This is a genomic window from Nonomuraea mesophila, assembly GCF_004352805.1.
In the GTDB taxonomy this organism is placed as follows: domain Bacteria; phylum Actinomycetota; class Actinomycetes; order Streptosporangiales; family Streptosporangiaceae; genus Nonomuraea; species Nonomuraea longispora.
Window position 1 is genome coordinate 26,576 of record NZ_SMLD01000074.1, and the last position, 16,089, is coordinate 42,664.

The 16,089-nt window shown below is 70.0% G+C and carries 19 protein-coding genes; 7 read left to right on the top strand and 12 right to left on the bottom strand.

Annotated features, from left to right (window positions below; translation table 11 throughout):
* Nucleotides 1-5 precede the first annotated feature (5 nt).
* Nucleotides 6-929: an RNA-guided endonuclease InsQ/TnpB family protein gene (locus E1295_RS25765; RefSeq protein WP_425465367.1), complete on the bottom strand. Its 924-nt coding sequence runs from the start codon at nt 927-929 to the stop codon at nt 6-8.
* A 12-nt stretch (nt 930-941) separates the two neighbouring features.
* On the opposite strand from E1295_RS25765, the gene E1295_RS48965 reads away from it, so the two are divergent.
* Nucleotides 942-1,124: a hypothetical protein gene (locus E1295_RS48965; protein WP_166427411.1), complete on the top strand. Its 183-nt coding sequence runs from the start codon at nt 942-944 to the stop codon at nt 1,122-1,124.
* A gap of 51 nt (nt 1,125-1,175) precedes the next feature.
* On the opposite strand, the gene E1295_RS25770 is transcribed toward E1295_RS48965, so the two are convergent.
* On the bottom strand, nt 1,176-1,772 hold the full coding sequence (locus tag E1295_RS25770) for a TetR/AcrR family transcriptional regulator (protein WP_132633498.1): 597 nt from the start codon (nt 1,770-1,772) through the stop codon (nt 1,176-1,178).
* A gap of 26 nt (nt 1,773-1,798) precedes the next feature.
* On the bottom strand, nt 1,799-2,284 hold the full coding sequence (locus tag E1295_RS25775) for a GNAT family N-acetyltransferase (protein WP_132633500.1): 486 nt from the start codon (nt 2,282-2,284) through the stop codon (nt 1,799-1,801).
* 59 nt (nt 2,285-2,343) lie between these two features.
* On the opposite strand from E1295_RS25775, the gene E1295_RS25780 reads away from it, so the two are divergent.
* The 4 genes from E1295_RS25780 (at nt 2,344) to E1295_RS25795 (ending at nt 5,721) form a co-directional block, all read left to right on the top strand.
* Nucleotides 2,344-2,823 carry a winged helix-turn-helix transcriptional regulator gene (locus E1295_RS25780; RefSeq protein ID WP_132633502.1) on the top strand — a complete coding sequence of 160 codons (480 nt, stop codon included), beginning with the start codon at nt 2,344-2,346 and terminating at the stop codon, nt 2,821-2,823.
* A 47-nt stretch (nt 2,824-2,870) separates the two neighbouring features.
* A complete protein-coding gene (locus E1295_RS25785; RefSeq protein WP_132633504.1) occupies nt 2,871-3,689 on the top strand; it encodes an SURF1 family cytochrome oxidase biogenesis protein in 819 nt (272 codons plus the stop codon).
* 9 nt (nt 3,690-3,698) lie between these two features.
* A complete protein-coding gene (locus E1295_RS25790) occupies nt 3,699-4,433 on the top strand; it encodes a tyrosine-protein phosphatase (protein ID WP_132633506.1) in 735 nt (244 codons plus the stop codon).
* Between the two features lie 91 nt (nt 4,434-4,524).
* Nucleotides 4,525-5,721 (top strand): amidohydrolase family protein, encoded by a 1,197-nt coding sequence (locus E1295_RS25795; protein WP_132633508.1) that lies wholly within the window; start codon nt 4,525-4,527, stop codon nt 5,719-5,721.
* On the opposite strand, the gene E1295_RS25800 is transcribed toward E1295_RS25795, so the two are convergent.
* The 4 genes from E1295_RS25800 to E1295_RS25815 form a co-directional block, all read right to left on the bottom strand.
* A complete protein-coding gene (locus tag E1295_RS25800; RefSeq protein ID WP_246080350.1) occupies nt 5,718-6,086 on the bottom strand; it encodes a YkvA family protein in 369 nt (122 codons plus the stop codon). The genes E1295_RS25795 and E1295_RS25800 overlap by 4 nt on opposite strands.
* Nucleotides 6,087-6,151: 65 nt before the next feature.
* The gene (locus tag E1295_RS25805; RefSeq protein ID WP_220448886.1) at nt 6,152-7,570 is read right to left on the bottom strand and encodes an amidase; all 1,419 of its coding nucleotides are present in this window, start codon (nt 7,568-7,570) and stop codon (nt 6,152-6,154) included.
* A gap of 27 nt (nt 7,571-7,597) precedes the next feature.
* Nucleotides 7,598-8,557 carry an LLM class F420-dependent oxidoreductase gene (locus E1295_RS25810; protein WP_132633510.1) on the bottom strand — a complete coding sequence of 320 codons (960 nt, stop codon included), beginning with the start codon at nt 8,555-8,557 and terminating at the stop codon, nt 7,598-7,600.
* A 73-nt stretch (nt 8,558-8,630) separates the two neighbouring features.
* On the bottom strand, nt 8,631-9,299 hold the full coding sequence (locus E1295_RS25815; RefSeq protein WP_166427412.1) for a TetR/AcrR family transcriptional regulator: 669 nt from the start codon (nt 9,297-9,299) through the stop codon (nt 8,631-8,633).
* A 175-nt stretch (nt 9,300-9,474) separates the two neighbouring features.
* On the opposite strand from E1295_RS25815, the gene E1295_RS50250 reads away from it, so the two are divergent.
* Nucleotides 9,475-10,386 (top strand): hypothetical protein, encoded by a 912-nt coding sequence (locus E1295_RS50250; RefSeq protein WP_132633512.1) that lies wholly within the window; start codon nt 9,475-9,477, stop codon nt 10,384-10,386.
* A gap of 55 nt (nt 10,387-10,441) precedes the next feature.
* On the opposite strand, the gene E1295_RS25825 is transcribed toward E1295_RS50250, so the two are convergent.
* The 5 genes from E1295_RS25825 to E1295_RS25845 form a co-directional block, all read right to left on the bottom strand.
* Nucleotides 10,442-11,503, bottom strand: a complete 1,062-nt coding sequence (locus E1295_RS25825; RefSeq protein WP_132633514.1) for an aspartate-semialdehyde dehydrogenase — start codon at nt 11,501-11,503, stop codon at nt 10,442-10,444.
* Nucleotides 11,500-12,774, bottom strand: a complete 1,275-nt coding sequence (locus E1295_RS25830) for an aspartate kinase (RefSeq protein ID WP_132633516.1) — start codon at nt 12,772-12,774, stop codon at nt 11,500-11,502. Before E1295_RS25830 ends, E1295_RS25825 begins: the two co-directional genes overlap by 4 nt.
* Before the next feature lie 88 nt (nt 12,775-12,862).
* Nucleotides 12,863-13,393, bottom strand: coding sequence for a DUF5063 domain-containing protein (locus E1295_RS25835; protein ID WP_132338811.1), 531 nt, complete (start codon nt 13,391-13,393; stop codon nt 12,863-12,865).
* Entirely contained in the window at nt 13,386-13,985 is a 600-nt protein-coding gene (gene recR, locus E1295_RS25840; RefSeq protein ID WP_132338813.1) for a recombination mediator RecR, read from the bottom strand. Before recR ends, E1295_RS25835 begins: the two co-directional genes overlap by 8 nt.
* Before the next feature lie 2 nt (nt 13,986-13,987).
* On the bottom strand, nt 13,988-14,338 hold the full coding sequence (locus E1295_RS25845; RefSeq protein WP_171055572.1) for a YbaB/EbfC family nucleoid-associated protein: 351 nt from the start codon (nt 14,336-14,338) through the stop codon (nt 13,988-13,990).
* A gap of 367 nt (nt 14,339-14,705) precedes the next feature.
* On the opposite strand from E1295_RS25845, the gene E1295_RS25850 reads away from it, so the two are divergent.
* A partial coding sequence (locus tag E1295_RS25850; RefSeq protein ID WP_132633518.1) for a helix-turn-helix domain-containing protein occupies nt 14,706-16,089 on the top strand: 1,384 nt, incomplete at its 3' end.

Genomic DNA, 16,089 nt, shown 5'->3' on the forward strand with positions numbered 1-16,089 from the left:
CCGCGTCAGGCAGCGTGACTCACTGCCCAGCCCGTCTCACCGCGTGAGGCGATGTTGCGGGCTGCGTTGACGTCGGCGTGCTCAGCGAAGCCGCACGACGTGCAGGAGAAGGTAGCCTGGCCGGGCCGGTTGCGCCGGTCCACGTGCCCGCACTGCGAGCACTGCTGTGAGGTGTAGGACGGATCGACGTGGATGACGGCGACACCGGCCCGGGCCGCCTTGTAGTCGATGAAGCCGCCCAGCTGGCGGAAACTCCACCCATGCAGCGTGACCCGCTGGGGCTTGCGAAGCCGTACCCGCTCGCGGATACCCTGGAGGTCTTCCAGAGCGATCCCGCGCCCGGTGCGTTCCGCCTCGGTCACGATCTGCTTGGCGATCACATGATTGGTGTCGGCCGCGAAACGGGCCTCCTTGCGGCGACGGCGCTTGAGCAGCCGCTTGGCGGACTTGGTGGCTTTAACCTGCAACCGGCGGCGCAACGCACGATGCCGGTGCCGCACCGCGTTCAGCCCTTCACCGCTGCGCCGGACGCCGTCGCTGGTAGTGGCGATGTTGGCGATGCCCAGGTCCACGCCCAAGAACCCCTTGGGCGCGGCGGCCGGGACGTCGGGGACCTCGATGGTGGCGTGCAGGAACCACATCCCGTCCCGGCACACCAGATCCGACTCGCCACGGCGGTGGGCGGCCAGCAGCGCCAGCTGCTGGTCCGAGCCGGTGAAGGCCACCCCTTTCAGCCGGCCGCCGGTCGTCCAGATCGACACCGTCCGCGCGTCGTGCTGCCAGGACAGGCACCGGTCGTCATACGGCTGGGCGGCCAGCGGCCGGAAGGAGACCGGCTTGGCCTCGGCCTTGAGACGGCGCGGCGATCCGGGCTTGCCCAGGTTGCCGGCGGCCAGGTCGGCGTGCAGCGTGCGACAGGCGTCGCACACCTTCTTGATCACATGCTGGGCGGCCTGGTGCTGCCGGGCGAGCTGGGGTTCGGCTATCCGCGCCAGGGCAGGTTCGACGTGCTGGTGCGCGTACGTGTGCCGGGCCTGCGCAGGCAGCGCGGCGACCTCCGGCTCGACATCACCCTCGGCGGGCACAGCTGGCGGGTGCCCTCACCGACCCGCCAACCGGCATGACCCGAACACCCGCGACGTACGGACCCGGCGAGGTGGCCGCCGCGCGTGCCGTCAGCCGGAGCGCTGGCGCAGGCTCTGCCAGGCCGCCTCGCCCAGGCCCCTGATCTCCTCGTCGGTAGGCGTGTGGGCGCCCGCGAACCACAGGCGGCACATCTCCTGCGCGGGCCCCAGCCACAGCACGTAGCACATGGTCGGGTGGACGGGCTGGAGCAGGCCGTTCTTCATGTGCGGCCGCCACCAGTCGGAGACCTTGCGGAAGAACGCGCGACGTTCCTCGGCCACCTCAGCGCCGCCCGGCTCGTGCTTGCGCGGCGGGCGCTCACTGACCAGCAGCCTGGCCCGCTCGGGGTGCTCGCCCGCCCAGCGCATGTGGAAGGCCACCACGGCCTCGATGCCGTCGCGGGCCTCCTCGTGGCTGACCAGCTCGGCGAGGAAGGCGCTCTGGTAGGCCGTGAGGATCTCGGCGTACAGCACGCCGAAGACATGCTCCTTGCTGGCGAAGTGGTGGTAGAAGCTGCCGACGCTCACGCCGCTTTCCTCGCGGAGGCTGGCCAGCGTGGTGGCGGAGACGCCGTCCTGGCTGAACCGCCGGAGGGCACCCTCGATGATGCGGGTCCGGCCGTCGCGTCCGTTCTTGACACTCTTCACGCTGTCAATGGTGTGCCACCAGAACGTTATTCCGCAAATAACCCGTGCCGATCGATCATAGCGGTGACCGCCACGGCACCGGAGGCGACCGTCATCTCGGCGTCCGGCCACAACCTGCGGATGAGCCGCAACACCCGCCGGTTCTCGCCGAGGACGTCCATCCCCACGGTCCTCGCCCCCCGTACGGCGGCCCGCATCAGCAGCGTGTCGACCAGCCGCGGCCCGAGCCCGAACCCCTGCCACCGGTCGGTCACCACCACGGCGATCTCCACGTCGCTGCACCCGCCCCGATAGCTCATGGCGTGGCCGACGATCTCGCCGCCCTCGGCGGTGGCGACGAGCGCGTCGCGGCGCTCGTCCACCGCCAGCAGCGTGCGCACAAGACCGGCGGCGGGGTTGGCGACGCCCGTGAAGAAGCGCAGCGTCTGCGTGTGCAGCGACAGACCCGCCAGGAAACGTCTGATCCCCTCCTCGTCATCAGGACAGGCCGGACGGATCTGGGTTCCATTCACGAACTCAGCCTGCCCTGTCACCTCTGGGTCTGTCAATCGAACTCAGATATAATGGCGAGATGAATGTGCCGTCTCGCATGGATTTCCGAGCGGACAGATGCTCGATCGAGCGCACCCTCGACATCGTCGGGGAGAAGTGGACCTTCCTCGTGCTGCGCGAGGCGTTCAGCGGCGTGCGGCGCTTCGCCGACATGCAGGCGATCACCGGAGCCCCTCGCCAGGTGCTCAGCGCCCGCCTGGCCCGGCTGGTCGACGAGGGCCTGCTGCGCAAGGAGCCCTACCGCGAGCCTGGGCAGCGCCAGCGCGACGAATACCGGCTCACCGACAAGGGCCGTGACCTCTATCCGCTGATGGTCGCGCTCATGCACTGGGGCGACAAATACCTCTGCGACGACGACGGGCCGCCCGTCCGGCTCACCCACCGCGGCTGCGGCGCCCCCGTCGAGCAGCACTTCCGCTGCGCCGACGGCCACGACGTGAGCGGCCCGCGCGAGATCACGCCCGTCCCCGGGGAAGGAGCCGAGCTCAGGAGCGCGTGAGCGGCCCGACGCAGGTGGCGGCCCTCTTTGCGCCTAGTCTTGAGAGCGTGTACCGGTTCCTTCTGACGCCTCGGTGGCTCGCGCTCCACGTGGTGGTGCTGCTGGTCATCCCCGCCTTCGTGTTCCTCGGGCGGTGGCAGTTCGGACGGTTCGAAGAACGCTCCGCCAACAGCGAGCGGGTCACCGCCAACATCGAGGCCCCGCCGGTGCCGCTGGAACGGCTGGCGGCCCCCGGGCGGCCGGTCCGTGAGGACGACCGGTTCAGGAAGGTGACGGTGGCGGGCACGTACGACCCGTCTCACGCCCTGGTCGTACGCCGGCGCCCCCAGGAGGGCAGGCCCGGCTACTACGTCCTGACCCCGCTCGTCACCGGCCGCGGCACGGCTGTGATCGTCAACAGGGGCTGGGTCAAGGCCGGCGCCACCGCCGACACCCCACCCGAGGTGCCGCCGCCTCCCACGGGGCAGGTCAGCGTCACCGGCCGGCTGCGCCCGAGCGAGACCGAGGAGTCCAGCGGCATCCGGGAGCGCTCAGGGCTGCCGCCCGGTCAGGTGCTGCTGATCAACGCGGACACGATCGGGAAGGGGCTCCCGTACCCGCTGGTGGGCGGTTACGTGGAGCTGACCGAGCAGCAGCCGCGGCCGGCCGCGGCGCCCGCGCCGGTGCCGGAGCCCGACGTGGGCGCCGGTGGCGGCCTCAACCTGGCCTACGGGGTCCAGTGGTGGCTGTTCATCGGGATCGCCGTCGGCGGATGGGTCCTGTTGATCCGCCGCGAGGTGGCCGAGCGCAGGGCCGCCGCGGAGGAAGCCGAGAGGGCCGACGCTGAGGAAGCCGACGCTGAGGGAACTCGGACGTCTCCCCGCTAGGGTGGTGAGGTGCGCCACATCACATTCACCAATCTCTGCAATTTTCGCGACGTAGGCGGATATTCCACGAAAGATGGGCGCGTCGTCCGGTGGCGGCGGCTTTACCGGGCCGACTCCCTCGGCTGGCTGGCCGGTGACGACCTCACGACCTTCCGCGACCTGGGCGTACGCAGCGTCATCGACCTGCGGCACGCGTTCGAGGTCGAGAAGAACGGCCGCGTGCCCGAGACCGACGGCCTGCTCTACCAGAACCTGCCCATCGAGGGCCGCCGCTGGGACACCGCCACCACCTACGACGAGGAGCTCGGCATCGCGCGTTACCTCGCCGACCGCTACCTGGAGCTGACCGACGACGGCGTGGCGAACCTCAGGATCGCGCTGGAGACCATCGCGCGGGCCGACAACGCCCCGGTCGTCATCCACTGCGCCGCCGGCAAGGACCGTACCGGCGTGCTCGCCGCGCTGGTCCTGTCGCTGGCGGGGGTCAGCGAGGACGACATCGTGGCCGACTACGCACTCACAGGGCTGTCGACCGACCGGTTCCGCGCCGACTGGAGCAGCAGACATCCGGGCGCGTCCCCGTGGCCGGGGTTCGGAATGGCCCCCGCGGAGGCCATGCGGCTCTTCCTGACCGATCTCGCCCGCCGGCACGGCTCGGTCGAGGCGTACACCGGCCACGTGCTCCAGCTCACCCAGGACACCGTCGATGAGCTGCGGGATCACCTGTTGACTGAAGCGCCTTGACTCGAGTCGGCTCCCGATGTGGTGATCTCGGAGACCCAACGGATACGTCGCAGCTTGTTCGACGTTATCCCCTCGTCGTACGGTTACTGGCGTGACTACGCCGCTGCTCCCCGACCCAGACCCGAGGCGGCGCGACTACGTGATCATCTCCGCCGACGATCACCTGATCGAGCCTCCCGATCTGTTCGATGGCCGGTTGCCGGAGAAATACGCCGAGGTCGCGCCCAAGGTCGTGGAGACGGAGGCGGGTCACCAGGTCTGGCGCTACGGCGGGGCCACCTACCCGTGCGCCGGCATCGACGTCGGCGCGGGGCTGCCACGCGAGCAGTGGACCCTCGACCCCGTCCGGTTCGAGAACATGCGCCCGGGTTGCCACGACATCGAGGCCCGCATCAAGGACATGGACGTCGCGGGCATCTGGGCCGCGCTCTGCTTCCCCGGCATGCTGGCCGGCCAGTCGGGCATGCCGTTCGCCAGGACCCGCGACCAGGAGCTCGGTCTGGCCCTGGTCAAGGCGTGGAACGAGTGGCACATCGACGTCTGGGCCGGCACCTACCCGGAGCGGGTCATCGGGCTGCAGCTCCCGTGGCTGCCCGATCCCGACGTCGCCGCCAAGGAGATCCGCGCCAACGCCGCCAAGGGCTTCAAGGCCGTGGTGTTCCCGGAGTTCCCGACCAGGCTGCGGCTGCCGTCGATCCACTCCGGCCACTGGGATCCGTTCTTCGCCGCCTGCGAGGAGACCGGCACCGTCGTCGCCCTGCACACGGGCGACGCCTCCTGGTCGCCGGTGCCCTCCCCCGACACGCCCCTCGAAGCGATCACCACGCTGATGCCGACGAGCGCCATGTTCGCCTGCGCCGACTGGCTCTGGTCGGGGCTGCCGCTGCGCTTCCCCGCGCTGCGCATCCTCATCGTGGAGGGCGGCGTCGGCTGGCTGCCGATGCTGGCCGAGCGCGCCGACTACGCCCTCGACCATCCGGTCGCCGGTGAGGCGTCATGGGAGGGCGGGCTCAAGCCGAGTGAGGTGCTGCGCCGCAACTTCTTCTTCGGCACGCGCGACGACCACGCGCTGTCGGGGGTGCGGCTCGCCGTGGGCCTTGACCACGTACTCCAGGAGAGCGGCTATCCCCACTCCGACTCGACCTGGCCCGACACCCAGAAGTCGGTGGCGCACAACCTGGGCGCGCTGCCGCCCGCCGACATCGCACGAGTCGCCTACGGCAACGCGGCCCGCCTCTTCGGTCACCCGCTGCCGTCGCGCGCCTGGCTGCGCATGGAGGAGATCTAGGCCTGTTCGAGGCCCTCGACGGGCCCCTCGACGCGGCTCTGGATGACGCTGCGCTCGTGCTGGACGTAACGCCCGCTCTCGCCGAGCAGCGAGGCGACCAGCCACAGGAACACGCCGAAGTCGTCGGCGACGCCGATCAGCATGAGGAAGTCGGGCAGCACGTCGACCGGGGAGACGATGTAGACCACGCCGAGCGCGAGCAGGCTCAGCTTGCCCTTGCCCATGCCGTCGTACTGGCCGCGCATGACCGCGCCGATCATCCGCGGGATCGCCCGGACCCTGGTCATCAGCGCGGGCGACCCGGGTTTGGTCACCTCGCGATAGGTCCGCCACGCCGCCGCGGCGCGTGCTGCCTTTGCCATCATGAGAAACCCCCTACCCCCGGCTCTTCACGACATAACGCGTCGCCCCGGCCACGAGTTCCTCACGATCAGGCCAGCGCCGCATGCTCGAACGGGCAGGCCCGCTCGACCTGCGCGGCCACCCTGACCAGCAGATCCTCCCGGCCGGCCGCCGCCACCAGCTGCACGCCCACCGGCAGCCCCGCCGCGGTTCTGTGCAGGGGCAGCGAGACGGCGGGCTGCCCGGTCGCGTTGACCGGCGAGGTGTAGGCCACGGCGTGCGCGGTCCTGCCGAAGCCCAGGCTGAGGTCGTCGGCCGGGATCCAGCCCAGCGGGAACGGCGCGACCCCCAGCGACGGCATCAGCAGCAGGTCGTGACCGGCGCTCCACCAGGCGGCCATGCGCCGGCGGAACCCGTCGACCCACTGCGTGGCCAGGATGTGGTCGGCCGCGCTGTGGTCCCTGGCCGTGCCCACCATGACGGCGTTACGCGGCTCCAGTTCCTCCACGTCCACGGGCTTGCCGCGGGCCGCGCCCAGGCTCGCGACTTGCGCGGCCAGGTTGTTGGCCACGATGTTGCCGAAGTGCTGTGGGAAGTCAGGGTCCGCGAGCGCCTGGGGGCCTCCTGGGGAGACGTCGTGGCCGAGCGACTCCAGCAGCGCCGCCGCCCTGGTGACGGCCTCGGCGACCTCGGGCGCCTCCGGTACGTCGCCCCTCGGATGCGTGGCGAGGAACCCGATCCGCAACCGCCCGGGATCCGCCCCCACCTCCGCGGCCAGCGGGCCGGGCAGCGTCGGGGCGGCGTACGGGTCGCCGGGCCGCATGCCGGAGACGACGTCGAGCGCCGCCGCCGTGTCGCGTACGCTCCTGCTGACGAACCCCGGGCACGAGAACCCGCTCCACCCCTCGCCCAGCGCCGGCCCCAGGCTGACCCGGCCGCGCGTCGGCTTGAGCCCCACCAGGCCGCACATGGACGCGGGAATGCGGATCGAGCCGCCTCCGTCGCTGGCGGTGGCCAGCGCCACCATCCCGGCCGCCACCGCAGCCGCCGAGCCGCCGCTCGACCCGCCCGCGGAGTACGCCGGATCGTACGGGTTGCGCGTCGGCCCGAACGCCAGCGGCTCCGTGGTGATCGTGGAGCCGAACTCCGGGGTGTTGGTCCGTCCCAGCATGACGAACCCGGCCTCGCGCAGGCTGACGACGCCGTACCCGTCGGGGGCGTCCGCCACGCCGTCGCGCACCGACGAGCCCGCGCTGTACGGCTCCCCCATCTGCCGCCAGCCCAGATCCTTCAGCAGGATCGGCACCCCTCGGAAGGGCGCGTCCGCCGGGATGGCGTCGATCTCGGCCAGCGCGCGTTCGAAGCGGCGGTGAACGACCGCGTTCAGCTCGCCGTCGCGGGCCTCGATGCGGGCGATCGCGGCCTCGGCCAGCTCGCGCGCCGAGACCTCTCCCTCCCTGACCGCCTGTGCCTGACCGAGCGCGTCCAGCCTCAGTACGTCGTCCACGTCGCCTCCTAAGCCCGGGGAGCCAGGCTAAGCCCGGGGAGCCAGGTCGCGCACCGCCTGGTCGATGGAGACCTCGCCGCCGGGGATGGGGGCGAGGACGGGGGTGTCGAGCCCGTTGTCGACGTACTGCTGGATCCTGGCGCGGCAGGTGGCCGCGTCGCCGTGCACGATGAGGTCGTCGACCACCTCGTCGGGGATGGCCTTCAGCGCGGCCTGCCGGTCGCCCGCCGCCCAGGCCTCGTGCATCGGGCGCAACGTCTCACCGCGGCCCAGCCAGTCGTGGAAGGCGGCGTACACCGGGACCGTGAGGTAGCCGGCCAGCATGCGCCGGGCCATCTCGCGCACCTGGTCGGCGTCCTCGCTGACGCAGACGAACAGGCGGGCGATCAGCTCGGTGCCGGGGCCGATCTCGGCGCGCACGCGGCGTACGTCCTGCGGGGAGAGCCAGTTGGTGATGGCGCCGTCGGCCTCGGCGGCGGCCAGCCGCAACATGCCCGGCCGCAGCGCGGCCAGCACGATCTTCGGCGGCGCCTTGGGAGCACGTTCGAGCCGGAAGCCCTTGATCTCGAACGTCTCGTACGCCTCCGTCACCTTCTCACCGGCCAGCACCTTCTTGAGGAAACGCAGCGTGTCGCGGGTGCGCGCGTACGGCTTGTCGAAGGTGCCCGCGTTCCACCGCTCGACGATGGCCGGCGAGGACGCCCCGATGCCCAGCACGAACCGCTCGGGCGCCAGATCGGCCAGCGTGGCCGCGGACATGGCCAGCAGTCCGGGGCCGCGCGTCGAGACGGGCACGATGGCGCTGCCCAGCCTGATGCCCGGCGCCCACTGCGCGGCCAGGGCCAGCGGCGTGAACCCGTCGACGCCGTTCACCTCGGCCGACCACGCGTCGGTGTAGCCGAGCCCGGGCAACTCCGCGATCAGCTTCTGCGACCTCGCGAGCGAACGGTCGTAGAAGGGAATGGTCATGCCCCACTTCTGCGTCATGCACAGCCTCCAGCACTGCCACGCCCGGTCGGACGCTGGACGCGTCCAACTTACCAACCGCTCGGTATGGGGGCTAGGCGCGGAGTTCGTGCACCGCCGCGATGAAGTCCTTCGTGATCCCCCGCAGCCCCGGCAGGTGCGACAACCCGACCAGGCGGTCCACCAGCGGCACCGTGACCTCGATCAGCCGGTACGTACGGGCGCACCCCGGCGAGGTGTCGTGCACCCAGAACAGCACCATCCCCATGGACAACAACCACAGCAGCTCGGGCAGCTCCTCCCGCAGCTCGGCGTTCATGCGGTCGCGCGAACCCTCGACGACCTGGCGGTAGATCGCGATGGACGCCTCCCGCGCCGGGGACGACTGCTCGCTGAACGGGCTCAGCGGATTGGTCGGCTCGGCCGCGTGCTTGAAGAACTTCACGGCGAACTCGTGGTAGGGCTCGGAGACGCGTACCCACTCGCGCAGCACCCCGCTCAGCCGGGCCGCGAACGTGTCCTCGGTCTCCAGGAACGCCCTGCATGCCTCCTCGTGCTCGGCCTGGGCGCGGTCGTAGTACGCCTGGATCAACGCCTCCTTGCTCTCGAAGTAGTAGTAGGCGTTGCCCACGGAAACCCCGGCCTCCGCGGCGATGGCGCGCATGGTGGTCGCGTCGAAGCCGCGCTCCCTGAACAGTCGCAACGCCGTCTCGACGATGAGCTCCCGGGTGCTCTCCGATCCACGGCTTCGGGCTTCGGACACGTTCGTCACTGTACGTCGGGAGACCTGGTTAGGTCATGGAGCCGCACGGTGATCGCCGATCCACGGCAAAGTTGCATCCGCGGCATGAGTTATCTCCAGTGAATGGTGGGATTGTCGTTTCTAGGCGGAAGGGCTATTTCCGCGAAAAGGCATCGACATGTGGATACGTGGAACAGTGCGCCTCATCGTAGTCGCGCTCCTCGGCATAGAGATCACCATCATCGCGCTGGCCTCGACCGCCTCCGCCGCCACCCACCCCGATGGGCAGCGGTCAGGAAGCGGGCCCAACGAGGCCGGGCCCGGCGGGTGGGAGGATCCCCTCCCGCCACCGCTGCGGGCGGCCATGGCGGAGACGCAGTCCGGCGCCTCCGAGGCCAGGCCGCTGCCGGCCGGACCCTCGGCGCACGAAAACCTCATGATGAACCGTGACGATCTTGCGGCCCTGCAGAACTGGCCGCTGGAAGACCTGCGGTGGCTGACGGGAGGCGGCCGACTGCCGGACACGACGCGGGTGGAGCCGTGGACGGCCCAGCCGCGGGCGAACCTGGCGCCCGCGGAACGCCACCCACAGGCCTCCAAGGCGCGAAAACGCACCAAGGTGGCCAAGAAGCGCCACACGAGGCGGCACAAGGCTCACAAGGCGCACAAGCGCGGCCGCGTGAACCTGAACCGCGTGATGCCCCGGCAGGCGGCCGCGCAGTTGACCCACGCCACCGCCGCCGGCTGGCTGCGGACCTCGGGCCTGCGTACGAAGTCGACCGGCAACTGCACGAGCAAGCACCAGCGCCACTGCACCTCGTTCGACTCCGTACGGGCGGGGACCATCGCCGGCATCATCAAGTTCAAGCGCGAGAGCGGCTGCCCGATCATGGTGACGGGCGGCACGGAGACCGGCCACGCGCCCGGCCAGTACAGCCACGGCAACGGCTACAAGCTGGACATCTCGCACAACTCCTGCGTCGACCGGCACATCAAGAAAACGTCCGACCGTGCCGGAGTCCGCAGCGACGGCGCCCGGCTCTACAGAGACGGCTCAGGCACCGTCTACGCCGACGAAGGCGACCACTGGGACATCCTCTTCCGGTGAGAAGGCCTGCGGCGGACGCCGTGCGGCACCCACGGCGTCACACCACATCATCCGGTCACTTCTCGGACGCGACCAGTTCGGCGATCTCCGCCGCGTTCAGCGCCGCCCCCTTGCGCAGGTTGTCACCGCACACGAACAGGTCGAGCGTGTTGGGGAAGTCGACCGCCTGGCGGACACGGCCGACGTAGGTCGGGTCGTTGCCCACCACTTCGAGCGGCGTCGGGAACACCCCGTCGGCCGGGTCGTCCATGAGCACCACCGTCGGCGCCGCCTCCAGCACCCGGTGCGCGTCGGCGACCGTGATCTCGCGCTCGAACCGCGCGTGCACGGCCAGCGAGTGGGTCGTGACCACCGGCACGCGCACGCAGGTCGCGGAGACCTTGAGCTCCGGAATGCCGAGGATCTTGCGGGACTCGTTGCGGAGCTTGAGCTCCTCGGAGGCCCAGCCGCCCTCCTTGTAGGAGCCGGCCCACGGAACCACGTTGAACGCGATCGGCGCCGGGAACGGCGACTCGCCGGGCAGCTTGTCGGCCAGCACCCCGCGTACGTCACCCGACACCTGACCGAGGCTGCGGTCGCCCGCCAGGGCCTCGACCTCGTCGTAGAGTCGCGCGGAACCGGCCACGCCGGCGCCAGACACCGCCTGGTAGGAGGCGACGACCAGCTCGGAGAGCGTGAACTCGGCGTGCAGCGCGCCCATGGCCGCCATCATCGACAACGTCGTGCAGTTGGGCGTGGAGATGATGTTGCGCGGCCGGTTGCGGGCGTCGAGCGGGTTGACCTCGGGCACCACCAGCGGCACGTCGGGCTCCATGCGGAACGTGCCCGACTTGTCGATCACGACGGGACCGCGGGCGGCCGCGATCGGCACCCACTCGGCCGACACCTCGTCGGGCACGTCGAAGATGGCCACGTCGATGCCGTCGAAGACCTCGGGCGCGAGCGCCTGGACCACGACGTCCTCGCCGCGCACGCGCAGGACCTTGCCCGCCGAACGGGGAGAGGCGACGAGACGGATCTCGCCCCAGATGTCCTCACGCGACGACACGATGTCGCGCATCACGGTGCCCACGGCGCCGGTCGCGCCGATCAGGGCCAGGTTGGGCCTGCTGCTCATCGTCCGGTTCCTCCATACACCACGGCTTCGACCTGGTCAGCGTCGAGATCGAAGGCACGGTGGGCGGCGCCCACGGCCGCGTCGACACCGTCCTCCCCGACCACGACAGAGATGCGGATCTCCGACGTGGAGATCATCTCGATGTTGACCCCCGCGTCGGCGAGGGCCGCGAAGAACGTCGCCGTGACGCCGGGGTGCGAGCGCATGCCCGCTCCGATCAGCGACACCTTGCCGATCTGGTCGTCGAAGAGCAGCGACTCGTAACCGATCCGCTCCTGGACCTTCTTCAGCGCCGTCAGCGCGGCCTGGCTGTCGGCCGTGGGCAGCGTGAAGGAGATGTCGGTGCGACCGGTGGCCGCGGCCGAGACGTTCTGCACGATCATGTCGATGTTGATCTCGGCGTCGGCCAGTGTTTTGAAGATCGAGGCAGCCTCTCCGACCTTGTCGGGCACCCCGACAACAGTGATCTTGGCCTCGCTCCGGTCGTGCGCGACGCCGGAGATGATCGGCTGCTCCATCTCGGTTCCTTCGGTGTAAGGGTCGGACACGACCCACGTGCCTTCCTTGGTGCTGAACGAGCTGCGTACGTGAATCGGCAGGTTGAACCGGCGAGCATACTCGACGCAGCGCAAATGCAGGATTTTCGTCCCGCACGCGGCCATCTCCATCATCTCGTCGTAGGAGATTCTGGGGATCTGCCGCGCCGCGGGCACGATGCGCGGGTCGGCGGTGTAGACGCCGTCGACGTCGGTGTAGATCTCGCACACGTCGGCTTCCAGCGCCGCCGCCAGCGCGACCGCCGTGGTGTCGGAGCCGCCGCGACCCAGCGTCGTGATGTCCTTCGTGTCGTGCGAGACACCCTGGAAGCCGGCCACGATCGCGATGTAACCCTCGTCGATCGCCTCGCTTATGCGGCTCGGCGTCACGTCGATGATGCGCGCCTTGCCGTGCACCGAATTGGTGATCAGGCCCGCCTGCGAGCCGGTGAACGAGCGGGCCTCGTGGCCGAGGTTGGCGATCGCCATCGCCAGCAGGGCCATCGAGATGCGCTCGCCCGAGGTCAGCAGCATGTCGAGCTCGCGGCCCGGAGGCAGCGGCGACACCTGCTCGGCCAGGTCGAGCAACTCGTCGGTCGTGTCGCCCATGGCGGAGACGATCACGGCCACGTCGTTGCCGGCTTTTTTCGTCGCGACGATCCGTTGCGCGACCCGCTTGATGCAGGACGCGTCGGCGACGGACGAACCACCGTACTTTTGTACAACGAGGGCCACAAGAAGTCTCCCGGTCTGGACTGTGAGCTGCCAGTCTACTGGGGCCGTCTCATGAGCCCGAGGGGCCATGCCACCTTGTGGATGATCTTCAAACCGTGGTGGTCTCCTCGGCCACGTCAAGCCGCGAATGCGCGGCCAGCGCCTGCAGCGCTCGCATGGCGGCACCCGCGTGGTTGCCCCAGGTGTTGAAATAAGAGTATTGCCACCACCAGAGTGCCTCGTGCGGCCGGCCGGCGTGATAGTGGCGCAGCCCGTGGATGAGGTCGGCGGCGACCGCCGTCAGATCGTCGGACAGCCGGTAGGGGGTGACCCCCGTGTCCTTGTACGGGTCGAACACCTCGGCGTAGTCGTCGACCGCCTCCAGCCGCTCGGCCAGCGCCGTACGCACGCCGTCGATGTCGGGGTCCTCGCTCATCGGCGGCTCGTAGTTGCCCGCCAGGATCACGTCGCGGTTGGCGCCGAGCTTGGCGCCCGCCAGGCTCACCTGGGCGACCTCCACCAGCAGCAACGACCATATGGCGTCGCCACCCTCGCCGCCCGCGACCCTCGTCAACCCGTCGACGTAGTCTTGTGCGTGCCCGGAGATCTCTTCCGCCAGCGCGCTCCACTCGTCAGACATCCAGCAGCCTCCGTCCCTCGAACGCGCGGCCCAAGGTGACCTCGTCGGCATATTCGAGGTCACCGCCCACAGGCAGACCGCTGGCCAGTCGTGTCACTTTCACACCCATCGGCTTGACCAGACGGGCGAGGTAGGTCGCCGTCGCCTCCCCCTCGAGATTGGGGTCGGTGGCGAGGATGAGCTCGGTGACGCGGCCGTCGGCCAGCCGCGTCATGAGCTCACGAATGCGCAGGTCGTCGGGGCCGACACCGTCGATCGGGCTGATCGCGCCGCCGAGCACGTGGTAGGTGCCGCGGAACTCGCGCGTCTTCTCGATCGCCACGACGTCCTTCGACTCCTCGACCACGCAGATCACGTGGGTGTCGCGGCGCGCGTCACGGCAGATGCGGCACTCCTCCTCGGAGGCCACGTTGCCGCACGTGCGGCAGAACCGCACCTTCTCCTTGACCTCCAGCAACGCGTGCGCCAGCCGTTTGACATCGGCTGGATCGGCCGCCAGCAGGTGGAACGCGATCCGTTGCGCGCTCTTGGGACCGACGCCGGGCAGCAGCCCCAGCTCGTCGATCAGGTTCTGGACGACCCCTTCGTACATGCCTAGAACCCTGGCAACTGTCCGAGGCCGCCGCCACCCAACCCCTGGGCGAGCGGGCCGAGTTTCTCCTGCTGCAGGTCGGCGGCCGCGCGCACGGCGTCGCGGACGGCTGCGATCACCAGGTCGGCGATCGTGTCAGCGGTGTCCTGTGCGTCGCCGGCGTCGATCACGCTCGGGTCGATCTTGAGCTCGAGCAGCTCGCCCGAGCCGTTGACGACGGCGGTGACCATGCCGCCGCCTGCTGAGCCCTCGATCTGCGCATCGTTGAGCTCCTGCTGGGCGCTCACAAGCTGCTGCTGCATGAGCTGTGCCTGCTCCAGCAGCTGCTGCAGGTTGACATCCCCTGGGTTCACCGTCGTGCGCTCCTCGTGGCTCCGCGTTCTTGACTGCCACGAGCCTACGGTGTTTGGGCGGCGTCATGTACTGGTGGCGTCCCCATGTTTCGTCCCAGGGCCTCTGCCCGGATGATCCGCTCCTCGCCCGGCGTGTTCCCCACCGGGCGTTCGGGGGAGTTTCGGAAGTGTCCGGCCGGGTCTCAGGCCCCCCTCCAGCGCCGAGACCCGGCCTCACGCCGGCGAACCGGCGCGTTGGTCAGGAACGCTACGGGACCGAACGTTGCGCACACGTTGCGTTCATTTGATCACACTGTGCAATCATCACGAATGGCTTGCGTGAAAGGCTCTCAGGACGGATAGTCGAACTGACTACTTGGAGTGACCGATGAGTTACGCCCATCTCGACGAATACTCCCGCTCGCTGCGCAGGGCACACGAAGCGGTGGGGGACGGCCAGGACTGGCCGCAGTCCCCACGCCGTCTGATCACGGCGTCGTGGCGTCGCTCCCTCGAAGCCGACATCCACCCGGAGAAGACGAGCGCGCCCTTCGTCTTAGACGCCTCCCGCATCGAGGACCTCCGCCAGGCCCACCCGCTGCGTCCCCTCCTCCCCCTCCTCATCGAGACCCTGGCCGGCCTGGCCGACGAGATCGACCACATGATGGTCGTCACCGACGACAACGGGCGGGTGTTGTGGCGGGAAGGCGGCCAGGCGATCATCCGCCGCGCCGACCAGATCGGGCTCGCCGACGGACACCAGTGGGCCGAGCACAACGTCGGCACCAACGGCATCGGCACCGCCCTCGCCATCCGCCGGCCCACCCACGTCTACTCCGAAGAGCACCTCATGCGCGTGCTCCACGTCTGGTCGTGCAGCGCCGCCCCCATCAGCGACCCCGACTCCGGCCAGGTCATCGGCTGCGTCGACGTCAGCGGCACCGCCCGCACCCTCCACCCCGCCACCGTCGCCCTGGTCGCCACCACGGCCAAACTGGCCGAGTCCCAGCTCGCCCTGCGCATGCACGAACGCGACGAACGCCTGCGCCGCCGCTATGAGGCGCTGCGCGGGCGGCCCGGCATCCTGCTGTCGTCCACCGGCCGCGTCATCTCCGGCGACCCGTCAGGCTGCCTCGGCGAACGCGTCCACCTCGGCAACCAGGCCCAGCGCATGTTCCTCAGAGACGGCTCCGTCGCCCTGATCGAACCCTTCGCGAACGGCTTCCTCCTGCGCCCCTCGCCGTCCACCACGCCGCCGGCCCTGACCATGGCGTTCCTCGGCGCGAGCACCCCCACCGCCACCTTCGGCGACCGCGAACAACCTCTGTCACTCCGGCACGCCGAGATCCTCGCCCTCCTGGCGCTGCACCCCCACGGGCTGACGGCCGAGCAACTGTCGTTCCTGCTCTACGGCGACGACGGCAACCCCGTGACGATCAGGGCGGAGATCCACCGGCTGCGCGCCCAGTTCGGCAACGCGATCGCGGCCAAGCCGTACCGGCTGATCTGCCCCGTCGAGGCCGACTTCCTGGAGCTGCGCCGCCACCTCGCCGCCGGCGACCCGGCCGCGCTGGCCCGTGCCTACAGCGGCCCGCTGCTGCTGCGCTCGGAGTCGCCGGAGATCCGCAGGGAACGCGACGAGATCGAGGCGCAGGTGCGCGCCTGCCTGCTGCGGCGCGGCACACCCGACGATCTGTGGGCGTATGCACAGACCTGCAACGGGCGCGACGACTACGAGGTGCTCGAACGCCTCGCCGCACTGCCTCCCACCG